We start from the raw sequence: 15,910 nt of genomic DNA on the forward strand, positions 1-15,910 counted from the left end.
GGCTCAGGCAAGGTTTGGGTGAAACATAGGCGGTTCATAGCAAACTCGCGATAGTAGGGAGAGTGACCTCAAACAACCACAGCTCCTCTGCTCCGACCACCGGCCCGAAGCTCCGCCGTGCCGACGGTTCTCCCGTGCGTGTCGTCGTCGTTGACGATGAGGCGACGCTCAGCGACCTGCTGAGCATGGCGCTGCGCTACGAGGGCTGGGATGTGAAGACCGCCGCCGAGGGGCGCACGGCCATCCAGATCATCCGCGAGTTCCAGCCGGATGTGGTCGTGCTCGACGTCATGCTTCCCGACATCGACGGTCTCCAGGTGTTGAAGCGACTGCGGGACGACGGCCAGGACACGCCCATCCTCTTCCTCACCGCGAAGGACGCACTCGACGATCGCATCGCCGGGCTCACCGCCGGGGGAGACGACTACGTCACGAAGCCGTTCAGCCTCGAGGAGTTGGTCGCGCGACTGCGCGGGCTCATCCGCCGCTCGTCGGTCGTCGTCGCTGACTCCACCGACCCGCTGCTGCGCGTCGGCGACCTGGTGCTCGATGAGGAGAGCTACGAGGTGCGCCGGGACGGCCGTCTCATAGAGCTCACCGCCACGGAGTTCGAACTGCTGCGCTTCCTGATGCGCAACCCACGCCGGGTGATGAGCAAGGCGCAGATCCTCGACCGGGTCTGGAGCTACGACTTCGGTGGTCGGTCGTCCATCGTCGAGATCTACATCTCCTACCTGCGCAAGAAGATCGACGCGGGGGAGACCCCGATGATCCATACAGTGCGCGGAGTGGGCTACATGATCAAGGCTGCTGGATGACCTCGCTCACGCCTGTCGGGGCCGCTCGCCCTCGCTGGTCGCTGCGCCGACGTCTCGTGCTCGCGGTCGTCGGACTGCTCGCGATCGTCGCGATCGTGATCGGCTCGATCAGTGTGCTCGCGCTGCAGGGCTTCCTCATGGGTCGCCTCGACGGGCAGCTCAACGCGGCAAACGGTCGCTCGCAGACCGGATTCGGCGGACCTCCCGGCGCCCCCTCCGACGACCCGACATCGCAGACCATTTCGCCCGAGCAGTTCTCTCGGATCTTCAACGCCCAGGCGCCAGGTACGGTCCTTGCGGTGGTGAGCGGCCCCTCGGTGTTGGCGGCGTTCCTCAAAGATCAGGCCGGCGCGGCAAAGAAGCTCACCGCGGCGCAGAGCGCCGCTCTCCTCGGCGTGCCAGCGACCGGCGTCGCCACCACCATCAGCTTGGGGGGCGGCATCGGGGCATATCGGGCCGTCGCAGTGGAATACAACGGCGGCGTCAAGCTCGTCACCGCACTGCCACTCGGCGAGGTGCAGACCACGCTCCTTCAACTTGGCCTCATCATCGCCATCGTTACCGCCGCCGGGCTCGTGATCGCGGCATTCCTCGCGCTCTGGATCGTGCGCGTCGCACTCCGGCCGCTCGAGCGAGTGGTCTCCACGGCCACCCGTGTCGCCGAGCTTCCGCTCGACCGGGGCGAGGTCGCCCTCGGGGTGCGCGTTCCCGACGACGACGCCGATCCGCGCACCGAGGTCGGGCAGGTCGGGGCCGCGATCAACCGCATGCTCGGACATGTGGCATCCGCCCTCAGCGCCCGCCAGGCCAGCGAGAACAAGGTGCGCCAGTTCGTGGCGGATGCGAGCCACGAGTTGCGCACGCCGCTCGCGGCGATTCGCGGCTACGCCGAGCTCACCCGCCGCGGGGACCACGACCTGCCGGAGGATGTCGTGCATTCGCTCGGAAGAGTCGAGTCGGAGGCCACCCGCATGACCTCGCTCGTCGAGGACCTGCTGCTGCTCGCCCGCCTCGATGAGGGGCGCGATTTGGAGAGCGATCCGCTCGACCTCACTCGGCTCCTGATCGATGCGGTGAGCGATGCGCATGCCGCCGGCCCCGAGCACGAATGGTCGCTCGACCTGCCTGATGAGCCGGTGATGATCGAGGGTGACGTCGCGCGCCTCCATCAGGTGTTCGCCAATCTGCTCGGAAACGCCCGTGTGCACACGCCCGCGGGCACCGATGTCGTGACCGCGGTCGCCATCGTCGGCCAGAATGCCGTCGTCACCGTGACGGACGACGGTCCCGGCATCCCCGCGGAACTGCAGCCCGTGCTGTTCGAACGCTTTGCGCGCGGTGACAGCTCGCGTTCCCGCGCTGCCGGCAGCACCGGCCTCGGTCTCGCTATCGTGGCCGCCGTCATCGAGGGGCACGGCGGCGCCGTCGAGGTGCAGAGCGAGCCGGGCAGCACGAGCTTCCGCGTGATCCTGCCGCTGAACACCCGGGCAGGATGACAGACTGGACGTACCCCCAGATGTTAGGAACTACCGTGCGAATTGCTGTCACAGGAGCCAGTGGAAAGCTGGGACGCGCCGTCGTCCAGCGCCTCCGGGACTCCGGAAACTCCGTCCACTCCCTCGACGTGGTCGGGGAACGCGGCCCCGGATTCACCAGGGTCGACTTCACCGACTACGGCCAGACCGTTGACGCCCTTTTCGGCATCAACGACCGTCACGACGGCCTCGATGCGGTCGTGCATCTCGCCGCGGCGCCGGCCGGTGGAATCCTGCCCGACTCGCAGACCTTCCACAACAACATGTCGGCCACTTTCAATGTCTTTCAGGGCGCCCGGCGGGCGGGCATCAAGAACATCGTCTACGCCTCGAGCGAGACGGTGCTCGGCATCCCCTTCGAGACGCCGCCGCCCTACATCCCCGTCGATGAGGAGTACGACACCCGCCCCGAGAGCATCTACTCGGTCACCAAGCACCTCGAGGAGCAGCTCGCGCAGAAGCTGGTGCGCTGGGATCCCGAGCTGAGCATCTCCGCCCTGCGGTTCTCCAACGTGATGGATGTCGCGGACTACGCGCCGTTCCCCTCGTTCGATGCCGATGCCGGCATCCGCCAGTGGAACCTGTGGGGCTACATCGATGCCCGTGATGGCGCCCAGGCCGTGGAGCGTGCGCTCGCCCTCGCGAAGCCCGGCTTCGAGGCCTACATCATCGCCGCGGCGGACACCGTGATGTCGCGTTCGAGTGCGAGCCTCGCCGCGGAGGTGTTCCCCTCCACGCGCGTCACTCGCGAACTCGGAGAGCGCGAGACCCTGCTCTCCATCGACAAGGCCCGCCGGGTGCTCGGCTTCGAACCGGAGCATTCCTGGCGGGACCATGCGTAGTGCGACTCTCGCATTGAGGAAGACTGTCGTCGTCGTCATTCTGGCGGCGGCGGCGGTCTTCGTCTCGGCCGCCCCGGCCAGCGCTCTCGACGAACCGCGAGTGCCCGAGAACGTCGGCCGATACTTCGCCACCGGGTTGATGCCCCGCCTTGTCGACCTGTTCGGGGCGAAGGCCGGCGCCGAAGTGGTGTTCGACTCGGCGGCGAAGGTGGGAGGCATCCATCGTGTGCTGTCGTTCACGAAGGCTTTCCTCTCCGGTGCGAAGACAGACGACCCCACCCAGATCACCAACACCTGGATCGCCACCATCACGGCGGCGGATGGCACAGTGGCCGGCGTCGCGACAGTGTGGATCAACCCCGCCAGCGACCAGCCCGAGCTCGCGGATTTCTCCTCCGGGCCTGCTCTCGCGACCGCGCTCGCGACCGCGCCGAAAGGCACGCTCCTTGTTCGGGATGACACCCACTCGGCGTGGTTCGCCACCGATGGCACCACGTTGACACCTCTCGTCAGTGGCACCTCGGGGGTCTCCGTCGCGACGACCCCGGTCGCCTATCAACGGCAGTTCACCCTCTCCGCCCCGGTTGCCGCCGATCCCGGTCCCAACCGTGGCCTGATCATCGCCGTCGTCGTGCTCGGGATCGTGGTGGTGCTCCTTGCGACCTTCGTTCTGTTGCCCGACCGCCGCCGGCGCGCTCAGATGACCGGTGTGCCCGCGGCTGATGGCGGGATACCCGAGTCCGGGCCGCCGGTGGCCGAGGTCGCGCCTGCCCTTGTGCCGGCCGCTGGAATCGAGCCCGCGGTCGTGAAGCCGGCGACCGTGAAGCCTGCGGTTGTGAAGTCGGCGGTTGTGAATTCGCCCACCGCGAAGCCTGCGACCGTGAAGCCGGCGACTGTGAAGCCTGCGGCCGTGAAGCCTGCGGCCGTGAAGCCTGCGACCGTGAAGCCTGCAACCGTGAAGTTGCCCGCTGTGAAGCCTGCGGCTGTGAAGCCTGCGGCCGTGAAGTCGCCCGCTGTGAAGCCGGCGGCCGTGAAGCCTGCGGCCGTGAAGCCTGCGGCCGTGAAGCCTGCGGCCGTGAAGCCTGCGGCCGTGAAGCCTGCGGCCGTGAAGCCCGCGGCGGTGAATGCCACCACCCCGAAGGCGCCGGCGGCGAAACGTGCGCCGGTCAACCGTAAACAGGACCCGCCTGATCCCGCGTAGCTTACGAGTTGCACTCTTTTGCGGGTTGGGCGGCGGCCACACCAGCAAAACAGTGCAACTCGACGCCGCGGCGCTCTTCGCGAGCGACTTTCGCGGCGGCATCCGTGAGGACACGAAGGCGCGGGAGGCCTGCAGTCGTCCAGCGACGCGGATTTGCACGGGCCCGCCGCATCCCGTACTCTGAACGGAGCCAAAGACCGCCGGTTATCGGTGTGCCGCGATTCAGAATTGATGAGCAGCCCCGATCGAAGGTTCGAGACATCCGATTCGGATGCCACGAAAACCTGCGCAGGTGTATTGAGAATTCCCCTTACAGGTTTTGCTCCGTGCGCTTGCGCCGGAGCCTTTTTTGTTTAAGAAACCGTGGTCCAGGTCGAAGACATAACGCACCACCAATCCACCTAGGAGCCACATGGCGAACAAGGAAGCTTCGGTTGCCGAGCTCACGGACAAGTTCCGCGACTCGACCGCCGTTCTGCTCACCGAGTACCGCGGGCTCACTGTCGCACAGCTGAAGACGCTGCGCACCACCCTCAGTGAGCACGCAACGTACGCCGTGGTAAAGAACACGCTGACCAAGATCGCGGCCAACGCTGCGGGGATCTCGTCTTTCGACGACGACCTCGTCGGCCCATCCGCAATCGCTTTCGTGCACGGTGACCCGGTCACCGTAGCGAAGGGTCTCCGCGACTTTGCCAAGGCAAACCCGCTGCTGATCATCAAGGGCGGTTACTTCGACGGTAACCCCCTGAGCCCGGCAGAGGTCATCAAGCTCGCTGATCTCGAAACCCGAGAGGTGCTGCTCGGCAAACTTGCCGGCGCCTTCAAGGCTTCGCTCTTCGGCGCTGCCTATCTGTTCAACGCACCGCTCGCGAAGGCGGTTCGCACCGTCGAAGCGCTGCGCGAGAAGCAGGATTCCGCCTCCTAAGTCCCTGACGGGTCTTGGACAGCGCGGCTTACAACACGAAAAACAAGGAGAATCACCATGGCAAAGCTCTCAAGCGACGACCTGATCGCCGCATTCAAGGAACTCACCCTCATTGAGCTCAGCGACTTCGTCAAGAAGTTCGAAGAGGTCTTCGAGGTCACCGCTGCTGCGCCCGTCGCGGCTGCTGCTGCCGGCGGAACCGCCGCTCCGGTCGAAGAGGTCGAGGAGAAGGATTCCTTCGACGTCGTTCTCGAGTCCATCGGCGACAAGAAGATCCAGGTTATCAAGGAGGTCCGCGCGCTCACGAGCCTCGGACTCGGCGAGGCCAAGGCCGTCGTGGACAACGCCCCCGGCGTCGTGCTCGAAGGTGTCAACAAGGAGACCGCCGAGAAGGCGAAGGCTCAGCTCGAAGAGGCCGGCGCAACCGTCACCCTCAAGTAGTCGGGTCGCCCCTCGGGGCGGCACCTCTGCACGCAGTTCGCAACGACCCTCGCCCGTGCCCATGGCACGCACGAGGGTCGTTGTGCGTGGGGCAGCCGCGATGATCCCGAGCGGTGCGAGGCGTGCCCCAACCACGGGCCCGCCCCGCACCGTGCCGTCTGCGCCACGCGATTCGGGATCAGGGACGAATCACACGGCATCCAGTGAAGAACCGACCGACGGCGAGCACGGCTCTGGACTCCGGGCAGATAACGCTGCCATAAGTGAGGGTAGTTGCATAACTGCGGTCGTGTCCACCATAATGAGGACCGGCGCCACCCCGTGTTCCGGGCCGTCGTCACACAGCACCGTCCGCTGTCTCACTCACCAATCTTTTTCTTCGACCTGCGATGTCCGAACTGGACGGCCTTACCCTCTGGCCAGTTCGTGAAACCCGTGTCGTCCCTGGTGGGAGAGCGGATGGTTTCGGCTCCACCCCGTCGTGCGAAACTCAGCCCGCGCGGGGTGGAGCCGTGCTGCTCCGGCGCACGACGAAGCGCACGGGCACGGTGATCCGTTCGTCCCCGAAGGCGTCCGCGCCGGGGCGGAGGCGGTCGAGGATCAATTGCACCGCCTGCTCCCCCTGGGCCGCAGGGTGCTGCTCCAGGGTCGTGAGTCCGAACATCTCGGCGAGGGCGTGTCCGTCGATACCGACGATCGACAGTTGGGCTGGCACGGCGATGCCGAGCTGGCGTGCCGCGAGGATCGCCCCGATCGCGATCTCGTCGCAGCCGGCGACGATCGCCGTCGGACGGGTCGACGGGTCGGAGAGGACCGCGAGGGCGCCGGTGTATCCTCCGGGGATCGAATAGGCCACAGCGCGGAAATCATCGGAATGGGAGAGTCCCGCGGTGGCGAGAGCCTGCCGCACCCCGGCAAGGCGCTGGGCATGCACGGCGAAGTCCATCTGCTCGTGCAGGTCGCCGCCCAGATGAACGATCCGGGTGTGCCCGAGGCTCACGAGGTGTTCGGTCAGAAAGCGTGACGCGGCAGCATCGTCGATGCACAGGGTAGAGATCGCCGGGACGTCTCCGCCGATGCCGACGACCGGCTTGCCGAGCGCGTTGAGCGACTGCACCTCGTGCGGGCTGAGGGAGATGCCGACCGCGATCACCGCATCCACACGCTTACGGACGAGGAAATAGTCGAAGATCCGTTGGCGGCGGGCTTCATCGTCGTGCAGCTGGTAGAGCGTGAGGTCGTAGCCTGCGGAGATCAGCGCGTTCTCGATCCCCTCGAGCACTTCGGCGAAGAACCAGCGGTTCACGAACGGGATGACCACGCCGACATTGCGGGTGAGACCCGTAGCGAGGCTCGACGCTATCGACGAGGGAACGTAACCGATCTCCGCCGCCGCCCGCTCGACCCGGGAGCGTGTTTCCTCCGACACGTAGCCGTTTCCACTAAGCGCGCGCGACGCGGTGGACTTCGACACGCCAGAGAGGCGAGCGACATCGGCGATTGCGCTCACAGGGGACCTCGGATTCGACAGCGTTGACGAGCGATGGCTCATCATAGGCACGAGATGGCCCATGTGGGAAACGCACCACACTTCCATGGGTGCGCTCCCATGGCCGAGCCCCGGATTCTAGGCAATTCCTCAGGACGTGACTAAAACGTTAGACAACGCTTCGGAACAAGCGCTTGCATAACCATCGCTACGCCCGTAGCTTGTGCAGTGGAACCGGTTCCCCATCACGAGCGTCCACCCGTCGATCTCAGGGCGGAGCAGTTCCGACCGAAAGACCCAACCCCAACCCTCAATGAGGAGGAGTCACATGAGTTCCACCCTGCTCCGCAGCGCAGTCAGCGGCAAGAAGTTGCACCGCCGAATCACAGCCCCGATCGTCTTCTTCACCATCGCAGGGCTCGCTCTCGCGGGCTGCTCGTCGTCTGGTGGAGGCAACACGGCCTCGGACAAAGGCCCCGGCGACGCCGGCAAGGCCGATGGAGTCGTCACCATCTACGGCACGATCGTCGACACCGAGGCAGAACTCCTGCAGAAGTCCTGGGCGGACTGGGAGAAGAAGAACAAGATCACCATCAAGTACGAAGGCTCGAAGGAGTTCGAGACCCAGATCAGCGTCCGCGCGCAGGGCGGCAACGCTCCCGACATCGCGATCTTCCCGCAGCCCGGCCTTCTGAAGGACCTGGCCTCGCGCAACTACATCCAGCCGGAACCCGCGGCGGCGGCGGCCAACGTCAAGAAGAACTGGTCGAAGGACTGGGCTGGCTACGCCTCCTCGGACGGAACCCTCTACGCCTCGCCGCTGATGGCGAGCGTCAAGGGCTTCATCTGGTACTCCCCGGCGAAGTTCGCGGAGTGGGGCGTCGAGGTTCCCAAGACCTGGGATGAGCTCCTCACCCTCACGAAGACCATCCAGGAGAAGACCGGCACGGCCCCGTGGTGTGCCGGCTTCGGCTCCGATGCGGCCACGGGCTGGCCCGGCACCGACTGGGTGGAAGACCTCGTGCTCCGCCAGGCGGGTGCAGACACCTATGACAAGTGGGTCAGTCACAAGATCCCGTTCACGGACCCGGCCATCAAGAAGGCGTTCAACTCGGTTGGCGACATCCTCCTCAACCCGAAGTACGTGAACGCGGGACTCGGCGACGTGAAGTCGATCAACTCCACGCCGTTCGGTGATGTCGCTCGCGTTATCGGCAACGGCCAGTGCGCGATGACCCACCAGGCATCCTTCTTCGATGGATTCATCCAGGACCCGAAGAACGGCAACGCCACGGTAGGACCGGACAAGCAGGTCTGGGCCTTCATCACCCCGCCGATCGACGCCAGCGCAGGCCCCGCCGTCACCGGTGGTGGCGAGATGGTCGCTGCGTTCTCGAACGACGCGGACACCCAGAAGGTGCAGGCTTACCTGTCGAGCGGCGACTGGGCGAACAGCCGTGTCAAGCTCGGTGGCGTGATCAGCGCCAACAAGGGCCTCGACCCGGCCAACGCGTCGAGCCCGATCCTGCAGGAGGCCATCAAGACGCTCCAGGACCCGAAGACGACCTTCCGCTTCGACGCATCAGACCTGATGCCCGGAGTCGTCGGTGCCGGCTCGTTCTGGACCGGAATGGTCGACTGGATCAATGGCAAGTCGACGGACGAGGTCTTGAAGACCATCGACGCGTCGTGGCCGTCCAAATAGCAGGTCCGGCTAGCTAAGAAGCACCAGTGCGAAAGGCCGGCAGAGGAACTTTCTTTGCCGGCCTTTCCTCACCCATTGCTACGGTGTCTAATGCAGATGCAGTCCGCAGCTCCTGAGTCCACCGCCGTACTCGAAAGGGCACAATGTCAGATTTCTTCAACTGGATCTCCACGCTCCCCGCGTTGGCCCAGATTCCCCTCGTCGTCGGGGCGTTCGTCGCCGTCGTCGCAGTCATCCTGTTCTTCGTCGAGATCGCCCCGCGATCCGGCCGGAAGTACACGATCATCCGCCTCGCGGTCTGCGTGCTCGCACCGCTCGCGATCTTCGTCTTCCTCGGATCGGTAGCCTGGGCCGCCGCTGTCGCCGCCGTTCTCGGTGGGGTCTTCTTCATCCTCGACTACCGGTCGAAGCAGGGAGCGGGCTACCTCTTCCAACTGGTGGGCTTCCTCGCCCCGGCCCTGATCCTGCTGCTGATCGGACTCGTCTACCCGACGATCCTCACGGCGATCGCCGCATTCCAGAACAACCGCGGCAACCGATTCATCGGGTTCGAGAACTTCGTCTGGATCTTCACCCAGCCCACCGGAATCCGGGTCGTGTTGAACACGGTCATCTGGGTGCTCATCGTTCCCGCGTTCTCGACGGCCATCGGACTCGCCTACGCCGTCTTCATCGACAAGTCACGCGGTGAGAAGTTCTTCAAGATCCTCGTCTTCATGCCGATGGCGATCTCATTCGTCGGGGCATCGATCATCTGGAAGTTCGTCTACACGGCGAGGCCGGAGGGGCAGAACCAGATCGGACTCCTCAACCAGCTGGTGGTGCTCTTCGGCGGCCAGCCGACGGACTTCGTATCAATCTCGCCCTGGAACACCTTCTTCCTGATCGTGGTGCTCGTCTGGATCCAGACGGGGTTCGCGATGGTCGTGCTCTCGGCGGCCATCAAGGGCGTGCCGACCGAGCAGCTCGAGGCCGCGGAGCTTGACGGCACGAATGCCTGGGAGCGTTTCATCAACGTGACCGTGCCGGGCATCCGCTCCTCGCTCATCGTCGTGCTCACCACGATCTCGATCGCGTCGCTGAAGGTCTTCGACATCGTGAGGACGATGACCGCCGGCGCCAATAATACGAGCGTCATCGCCAACGAGATGTATACGCAGTGGAAGGGATTCGAGAACGGCCGATCGGCGGCGTTCGCCCTCGTGCTCTTCGTGCTCGTGCTGCCGATCGTCATCTACAACGCCCGCCAGATCAAGAAGCAGAGGGAGATCCGATGAGCGCCGTCTCACCCATCGATGTGCCGATCGACGCCCGGACGAAGCGACAGCTCGGAGTCGGCGAACGCGCCGCGGAGCGCAGCGTCACCAAGCGCACCAAGAAGCGCCTGACCAGTCGTGGTGCGACCATCGCGTCGCTGATCATCGCGCTCCTCTGGACGGTTCCCACCTTCGGGCTCTTCATCTCCTCGATTCGTCCGGCCGTCCTGATCAACACCACGGGCTGGTGGACCATCTTCCAGAATCCCGGGTTCACCTTCGACAACTACGCGCAGGTGCTGAAGGCCGGCAACAGCCAGCTGAACCTCGGGCAGGCGTTCATCAACTCGATCGCCATCACGTTGCCCGCGACGCTCATCCCGCTGACCCTCGCAAGCCTCGCGGCCTATGGGTTCGCGTGGATGAACTTCAAAGGCAAGAACTGGATGTTCATCGGGGTGTTCGCGCTGCAGATCGTTCCGCTGCAGATGGCTCTCGTACCTCTGTTGAGCCTGTTCTCCCGGGGCCTCAACATCGGCGGCGTGCAGCTGTTCGCCGGGCTGAATGCGAGCGGCTCGTACACCCAGGTCTGGATCGCGCATACGATCTTCGGACTCCCGCTCGTCATCTTCCTGCTGCACAACTTCATCGCCGAGCTTCCTGCGGAGCTGATCGAAGCGGCGCGAGTAGATGGCGCGGGGCACGGACAGATCTTCTTCAGGATCGTGTTGCCGCTCACGATGCCCGCCATCGCATCGATCGCGATCTTCCAGTTCCTCTGGGTCTGGAACGACCTGCTGGTCGCGCTGGTGTTCGCCGATGGCGAGGTCGCACCGATGACCAAGCTGCTCGCTGAGATCACCGGTGGACGCGGCCAGGACTGGCAGCTGCTCACCTCGGGTGCATTCATCTCGATCCTGGTGCCGCTGATCGTGTTCTTCGCCCTACAGCGGTTCTTCGTGCGCGGCCTGCTCGCGGGCAGCACCAAGGGCTGACCAGCGGTGCTGATCGAGTAGCGAGCGAAAGGCCCTGCTGATCGAGTAGCGAGCGCCAGCGAGCGTGTCGAGATCCCTGTGCTGCGGGGTCTCGACACGGCTGCTCCTCCGTCGCGGCCTACTCGACCGGCAGGGCTGGCGCTTCTACTCGACCGGCAGTTTCGCCGAGGGCGAATCGCGCCTGCGGTGTCGGCGGCGGTGCGTAAGGTGATCTGGTGAGTGGAATGCACGGCGGAAGCACCCCGGTGGGCCGGATGGGGAAGCAGCGTACCCGCATCAGCGGATCGGATGCGGATGCCCAGAAGGCAGAGAACGCGGATGCCCCGCGCATCCCCGACCTGCTCGCCCGCATCGCGCAGCTGTTCCAGCCTCACCGTCGTGCCCTCGGCGTCACGGCAGCGCTGGTCATCATCAGCGCGGGGCTCACCGTACTGCCGCCGTTGCTCACCCGGCAGGCCTTCGACGTCGGACTGTTCCCGGCATCCGGTCGGCCGAACTTCCCGGTGCTGCTCGAGATCGTCGGGCTCATGATCGTGATCTACGTCGCCTCTGCGGGCCTCGGGGTCTGGCAGACCTTCCTCACCGCCACCGTCGGCAACCGGGTGATGGGTGCGCTGCGGGTACGGCTGTTCGGGCACCTCCAGAAGATGGAGCTCGCCTTCTTCACGCGAACAAAGACCGGAATCATCCAGTCCCGCCTGCAGAACGACGTCGGGGGCGTGTCGAGCGTGCTCACCAACACCGTGGCGAGCGTGCTCGGCAACACGGTCACGGTCGCTGCGGCCTTCGTGAGCATGCTCGTGCTCTCCTGGCAGCTCACCGTCGTGGCCGTGATCCTCATGCCGATCCTCGTGATCGCCCAGCGGCGGGTGGGACGCGTGCGCGCGAAGATCGCCACCAAAACCCAGGAGTCGCTCAGCGACATGACCGCGATCACCCAGGAGACCCTGTCGGTGTCGGGCATCCTTCTGGCAAAGAGCTTCAACCAGCAGGGCGCGGAGGTCGCTCGCTACAGCGACGAGAATGACAACCAGATCCGGCTGCAGGTGCGCGAGCAGATGAGCGGCCAGTGGTTCTTCGCGATGGTGCAGATCTTCCTGGCCATCATCCCGGCAGTGATCTACATCTGCGCCGCCTGGCTCCTGTTCCACGATGTCGCCGTCACGGCCGGCACGATCGTGGCCTTCACCACAGTGCAGGCGCGGCTCATGTGGCCACTCCTCGGACTCATGCGTGTGGCGCTCGACCTGCAGACCTCGCAGGCCCTTTTCGCCCGCATCTTCGAGTACCTCGACCTGCACCCCGCGATCTCTGATGCCCCGAACGCCCATCCCGTCGACCCCGCCGAACTCGGCCGGGTGCAGTTCGAGGATGTTGTCTTCGCGTACCCGGACTCCGGGCCGGGCACGCCCCCCACCCTCAAGGGCGTCTCCTTCTCGATCGAGCCGGGCCAGTTCGCCGCCTTCGTCGGGCCGTCAGGGGCGGGCAAGACCACGGTCTCCTATCTGATTCCCCGCTTCCACGACGTCACCGGCGGCCGAATCCTCTTCGCCGGGGACGACGTGAGGCAACTCGAGCAGGACTCCCTGGTCTCGAACATCGGCATCGTGAGCCAGGAGACCTACCTGTTCCACGCCACGATCGCGGAGAACCTGCGGTATGCGAAGCCCGGTGCGACGGATGCCGAACTCGAGCAAGCGGCGCGGGCCGCGAACATCCACGACACCATCGTGTCGTTTCCCCTGGCCTATGACACCGTGGTCGGAGAGCGGGGCTACCGGCTGAGCGGCGGCGAGAAGCAGCGCATCGCCATCGCGCGGGTGTTGCTCAAGGACCCACGCGTGCTCATCCTCGATGAGGCGACGAGCGCGCTCGACTCCCTCTCCGAGCGCATCGTGCAGGACGCCCTCGACACCGCCTCGGCCGGCCGCACGACGATCGCCATCGCGCACCGCCTCTCGACGATCGTCGGCGCCGACGTGATCTTCGTCGTCGATGCAGGACGAATAGTGGAGCACGGCACCCACGCAGAGCTCACTGCGCTCGGCGGCGTCTACGCGAGGCTCTATGCCCAGCAGGTGTCGCAGGACTGAGGGCTCCCTCCATCCGGGCCGAACCCCGCTGGTAGATTGGCGGCACTATGAAGTTCGCCAATAGCGTCATCGACCTCGTCGGCAATACCCCTCTCGTGAAGCTCAACCGGGTGACGGATGGCATCGCCGCCACTGTTCTCGTGAAGGTGGAGTACCTCAATCCCGGCGGGTCGTCGAAGGACCGCATCGCCACCCGCATCATCGACGCGGCGGAACGCGACGGCCTGTTGAAACCCGGCGGCACCATCGTCGAACCCACCTCGGGCAACACCGGAATCGGGCTTGCGCTCGTGGCCCAGCAGCGCGGCTATCGGTGCGTCTTCGTGCTACCCGACAAGGTGGGGGAGGAGAAGCGCAACGTGCTTCTCGCCTATGGCGCGGAGATCGTCGTCACCCCCACGGCCGTTGCACCCGACAGCCCGGAGTCGTACTACTCGGTCTCGGATCGGCTGGCCCGCGAGATCCCCGGCGCCTTCAAGCCCAACCAGTACTCGAACCCCAACGGTCCGCTCAGCCACTACGAGACGACCGGTCCCGAGATCTGGCGCGACACCGAAGGCGAGATCACCCACTTCGTCGCCGGGGTCGGTACCGGCGGCACCATCAGTGGCGTTGGCAAGTACCTCAAGGAGGTGTCGAACGGTGCGGTCACCATCATCGGCGCCGACCCGGAGGGCTCGGTCTACTCCGGCGGCACCGGTCGCCCCTACCTCGTGGAGGGCGTCGGCGAAGATTTCTGGCCGGAGGCCTACGACGGCTCGGTCGTCGACGAGATCATCGCCTCGTCCGACGCCGAGTCCTTCGACATGACGCGGCGCCTCGCCCGCGAGGAGGGACTGCTCGTCGGAGGGTCGAGCGGCATGGCCGTGGCATCCGCCCTCAAGGCGGCACGCACCCTGCCCGCCGATGCGGTGATGGTGATCCTGCTGCCCGACGGCGGCCGCGGCTACCTCAACAAGGTCTTCAGCGAGAAGTGGATGCAGTCCTACGGCTTCACGCAGGTCTCCGACGAGAAGACCGTCGCGGACGTCGTCGGCCACAAGACCGGCTCGCTTCCCGCGCTCGTGCACGTGCATCCCTCGGACACGGTGCGCGACGCGATCCAGATCATGACGAAGTACGGGGTCTCGCAGCTGCCGGTGCTCTCGGCCGAGCCGCCGGTGGTCATCGGCGAGGTGGTGGGAGCGATCGAAGAGAAGACGCTGCTCGAGCAGGTGTTCAGCGGTGACGCGAGCATGACCGACCCGGTGGGGAAATTTATCGGGCCTCCGCTCGGTTTGATCGGTGTGCACGAAGCAGTCAGCGCCGCCCGAGCCGCCTTCGGCAAAGCGGATGCACTGCTCGTGACCGAGGACGGCAAGCCCGTCGCTGTCGTCACGCGGCACGACCTGCTCACCTTCCTCTCCGACTGAATTCTCCTGCAACAGAAAAGATCACCGTGACCGACTTCTCCACCCGCGCCATCCACTCGGGCCAGGCCTTCGACCCGAGCACCGGTTCGGTGATCCCCCCGATCTACCAGACCTCGACGTTCGTGCAGAAGAGCATCGGCGAATTCCGCGGTGGGTACGAGTACGCGCGGAGCGCCAACCCCACCCGTGACTCCCTCCAGGAGCTCGTGGCCGACCTTGAAGGAGCGAAGCACGGCTTCAGCTTCGCTTCTGGACTCGCCGGGGAAGACACCCTGCTGCGGTCGATCCTCGTGCCCGGTGACCACGTGATCATGGGCAACGACGTCTACGGCGGAACGCACCGGCTGGTGAACCGGGTCTTCGTGCCGTGGGGGATCGAGCTCGACACCGTGGAGATGACCGACCTCGATGCCGTGCGCGCGTCCATCCGTCCGAACACCCGGGTGCTCTGGGTGGAGACGCCGAGCAACCCGCTGATGAAGATCAGCGACATCGCGGCTCTCGTCGAGATCGGGCACGCCGCCGGTGTGATCGTGGTGGTGGACAACACCTTCGCGTCGCCGTACCTGCAGAACCCGCTCGCGTTCGGAGCGGATGTGGTGACCCACTCGACCACCAAGTACCTCGGCGGTCACTCCGACGTGCTCGGCGGCGCGGTCGTCTTGAACGATGATGAACTCGCCGAGAAGCTCGGCTTCCTCCAGTTCGCGATCGGGCCGGTGTCCGGTCCGATGGATGCCTGGCTCACCGTTCGGGGCATCAAGACGCTCGCCGTGCGGATGGACCGCCACACCGCCAATGCCCAGGCGATCGCGGAAGCCCTTGTCGGGCATCCGGCCGTCGAGCGCGTGTACTACCCCGGCCTCGCCGATCATCCCGGTCACGAACTCGCCGCACGCCAGATGCGGGGATTCGGGGGGATGCTCTCGGTGGCACTCGCCGGCGGTCCCGCCGCGGCGCGGGCGTTCGCCGAGTCGACCGAGCTGTTCCAGCTGGCCGAGTCACTCGGAGGAGTCGAGTCACTGATCGGGTATCCGACCGAGATGACCCACGCCTCCGTTCGCGGCACCGCGCTCGCCGTGCCGGAGAACCTCGTGCGGCTCTCCGTCGGCATCGAGGGCGTCGACGACCTGGTGGCTGACGTGCGCGACGCCCTCGATCGTGTCGCGACCCGCTGAACCACATCCATAACAGC

13 protein-coding genes are annotated in these 15,910 nt (G+C 65.6%); 12 read left to right on the forward strand and 1 reads right to left on the reverse strand.

Going from position 1 to position 15,910, the window contains the following annotated elements:
- The first annotated feature begins 62 nt into the window (after positions 1–62).
- From ACVXZ4_RS02750 to rplL, 6 genes are all read left to right on the forward strand, one after another.
- Positions 63–818, forward strand: a complete 756-nt coding sequence (locus ACVXZ4_RS02750) for a response regulator transcription factor (RefSeq protein ID WP_461796712.1) — start codon at positions 63–65, stop codon at positions 816–818.
- Positions 815–2,314: a sensor histidine kinase gene (locus ACVXZ4_RS02755; protein WP_461796713.1), complete on the forward strand. Its 1,500-nt coding sequence runs from the start codon at positions 815–817 to the stop codon at positions 2,312–2,314. The genes ACVXZ4_RS02750 and ACVXZ4_RS02755 overlap by 4 nt, the downstream gene beginning before the upstream one ends.
- 35 nt (positions 2,315–2,349) lie before the next feature.
- Entirely contained in the window at positions 2,350–3,195 is an 846-nt protein-coding gene (locus ACVXZ4_RS02760) for an NAD-dependent epimerase/dehydratase family protein (protein WP_461796714.1), read from the forward strand.
- Positions 3,188–4,396 carry a hypothetical protein gene (locus tag ACVXZ4_RS02765; protein ID WP_461796715.1) on the forward strand — a complete coding sequence of 403 codons (1,209 nt, stop codon included), beginning with the start codon at positions 3,188–3,190 and terminating at the stop codon, positions 4,394–4,396. The genes ACVXZ4_RS02760 and ACVXZ4_RS02765 overlap by 8 nt, the downstream gene beginning before the upstream one ends.
- A gap of 412 nt (positions 4,397–4,808) precedes the next feature.
- Entirely contained in the window at positions 4,809–5,324 is a 516-nt protein-coding gene (rplJ, locus tag ACVXZ4_RS02770; protein ID WP_461796716.1) for a 50S ribosomal protein L10, read from the forward strand.
- A gap of 57 nt (positions 5,325–5,381) precedes the next feature.
- Positions 5,382–5,765 (forward strand): 50S ribosomal protein L7/L12, encoded by a 384-nt coding sequence (rplL, locus tag ACVXZ4_RS02775; protein ID WP_461796717.1) that lies wholly within the window; start codon positions 5,382–5,384, stop codon positions 5,763–5,765.
- 490 nt (positions 5,766–6,255) lie between these two features.
- Here the strand turns inward: rplL and ACVXZ4_RS02780 are convergent, their stop codons facing one another.
- Positions 6,256–7,275: a LacI family DNA-binding transcriptional regulator gene (locus tag ACVXZ4_RS02780; protein WP_461796718.1), complete on the reverse strand. Its 1,020-nt coding sequence runs from the start codon at positions 7,273–7,275 to the stop codon at positions 6,256–6,258.
- 307 nt (positions 7,276–7,582) lie between these two features.
- Between ACVXZ4_RS02780 and ACVXZ4_RS02785 the strand changes: the two genes are divergently transcribed.
- The 6 genes from ACVXZ4_RS02785 to ACVXZ4_RS02810 all read left to right on the forward strand — a co-directional run bounded on the left by ACVXZ4_RS02785 (position 7,583) and on the right by ACVXZ4_RS02810 (position 15,893).
- Positions 7,583–8,959, forward strand: a complete 1,377-nt coding sequence (locus tag ACVXZ4_RS02785; RefSeq protein ID WP_461796719.1) for an ABC transporter substrate-binding protein — start codon at positions 7,583–7,585, stop codon at positions 8,957–8,959.
- Between the two features lie 143 nt (positions 8,960–9,102).
- Positions 9,103–10,236: a carbohydrate ABC transporter permease gene (locus tag ACVXZ4_RS02790; RefSeq protein ID WP_461796720.1), complete on the forward strand. Its 1,134-nt coding sequence runs from the start codon at positions 9,103–9,105 to the stop codon at positions 10,234–10,236.
- Positions 10,233–11,210: a carbohydrate ABC transporter permease gene (locus ACVXZ4_RS02795; RefSeq protein ID WP_461796721.1), complete on the forward strand. Its 978-nt coding sequence runs from the start codon at positions 10,233–10,235 to the stop codon at positions 11,208–11,210. Before ACVXZ4_RS02790 ends, ACVXZ4_RS02795 begins: the two co-directional genes overlap by 4 nt.
- 224 nt (positions 11,211–11,434) lie before the next feature.
- Positions 11,435–13,303: an ABC transporter ATP-binding protein gene (locus ACVXZ4_RS02800; protein ID WP_461798052.1), complete on the forward strand. Its 1,869-nt coding sequence runs from the start codon at positions 11,435–11,437 to the stop codon at positions 13,301–13,303.
- 47 nt (positions 13,304–13,350) lie between these two features.
- The gene (locus ACVXZ4_RS02805; RefSeq protein WP_461796722.1) at positions 13,351–14,715 is read left to right on the forward strand and encodes a cystathionine beta-synthase; all 1,365 of its coding nucleotides are present in this window, start codon (positions 13,351–13,353) and stop codon (positions 14,713–14,715) included.
- A gap of 26 nt (positions 14,716–14,741) precedes the next feature.
- Positions 14,742–15,893, forward strand: coding sequence for a cystathionine gamma-synthase (locus tag ACVXZ4_RS02810; protein WP_461796723.1), 1,152 nt, complete (start codon positions 14,742–14,744; stop codon positions 15,891–15,893).
- Positions 15,894–15,910: the final 17 nt, after the last annotated feature.

The sequence above is a fragment of the Lacisediminihabitans sp. FW035 genome (genome assembly GCF_054880895.1).

What these genes read in the sequence shown, in the direction of transcription:
- ACVXZ4_RS02785 (WP_461796719.1), top strand. Translation starts at nt 7,583, where the DNA reads ATGAGTTCCACCCTGCTCCGCAGCGCAGTCAGCGGCAAGAAGTTGCAC.
- ACVXZ4_RS02805 (WP_461796722.1), top strand. Translation starts at nt 13,351, where the DNA reads ATGAAGTTCGCCAATAGCGTCATCGACCTCGTCGGCAATACCCCTCTC.
- rplJ (WP_461796716.1), top strand. Translation starts at nt 4,809, where the DNA reads ATGGCGAACAAGGAAGCTTCGGTTGCCGAGCTCACGGACAAGTTCCGC.
- ACVXZ4_RS02765 (WP_461796715.1), top strand. Translation starts at nt 3,188, where the DNA reads ATGCGTAGTGCGACTCTCGCATTGAGGAAGACTGTCGTCGTCGTCATT.
- rplL (WP_461796717.1), top strand. Translation starts at nt 5,382, where the DNA reads ATGGCAAAGCTCTCAAGCGACGACCTGATCGCCGCATTCAAGGAACTC.
- ACVXZ4_RS02755 (WP_461796713.1), top strand. Translation starts at nt 815, where the DNA reads ATGACCTCGCTCACGCCTGTCGGGGCCGCTCGCCCTCGCTGGTCGCTG.
- ACVXZ4_RS02800 (WP_461798052.1), top strand. Translation starts at nt 11,435, where the DNA reads ATGCACGGCGGAAGCACCCCGGTGGGCCGGATGGGGAAGCAGCGTACC.
- ACVXZ4_RS02795 (WP_461796721.1), top strand. Translation starts at nt 10,233, where the DNA reads ATGAGCGCCGTCTCACCCATCGATGTGCCGATCGACGCCCGGACGAAG.
- ACVXZ4_RS02790 (WP_461796720.1), top strand. Translation starts at nt 9,103, where the DNA reads ATGTCAGATTTCTTCAACTGGATCTCCACGCTCCCCGCGTTGGCCCAG.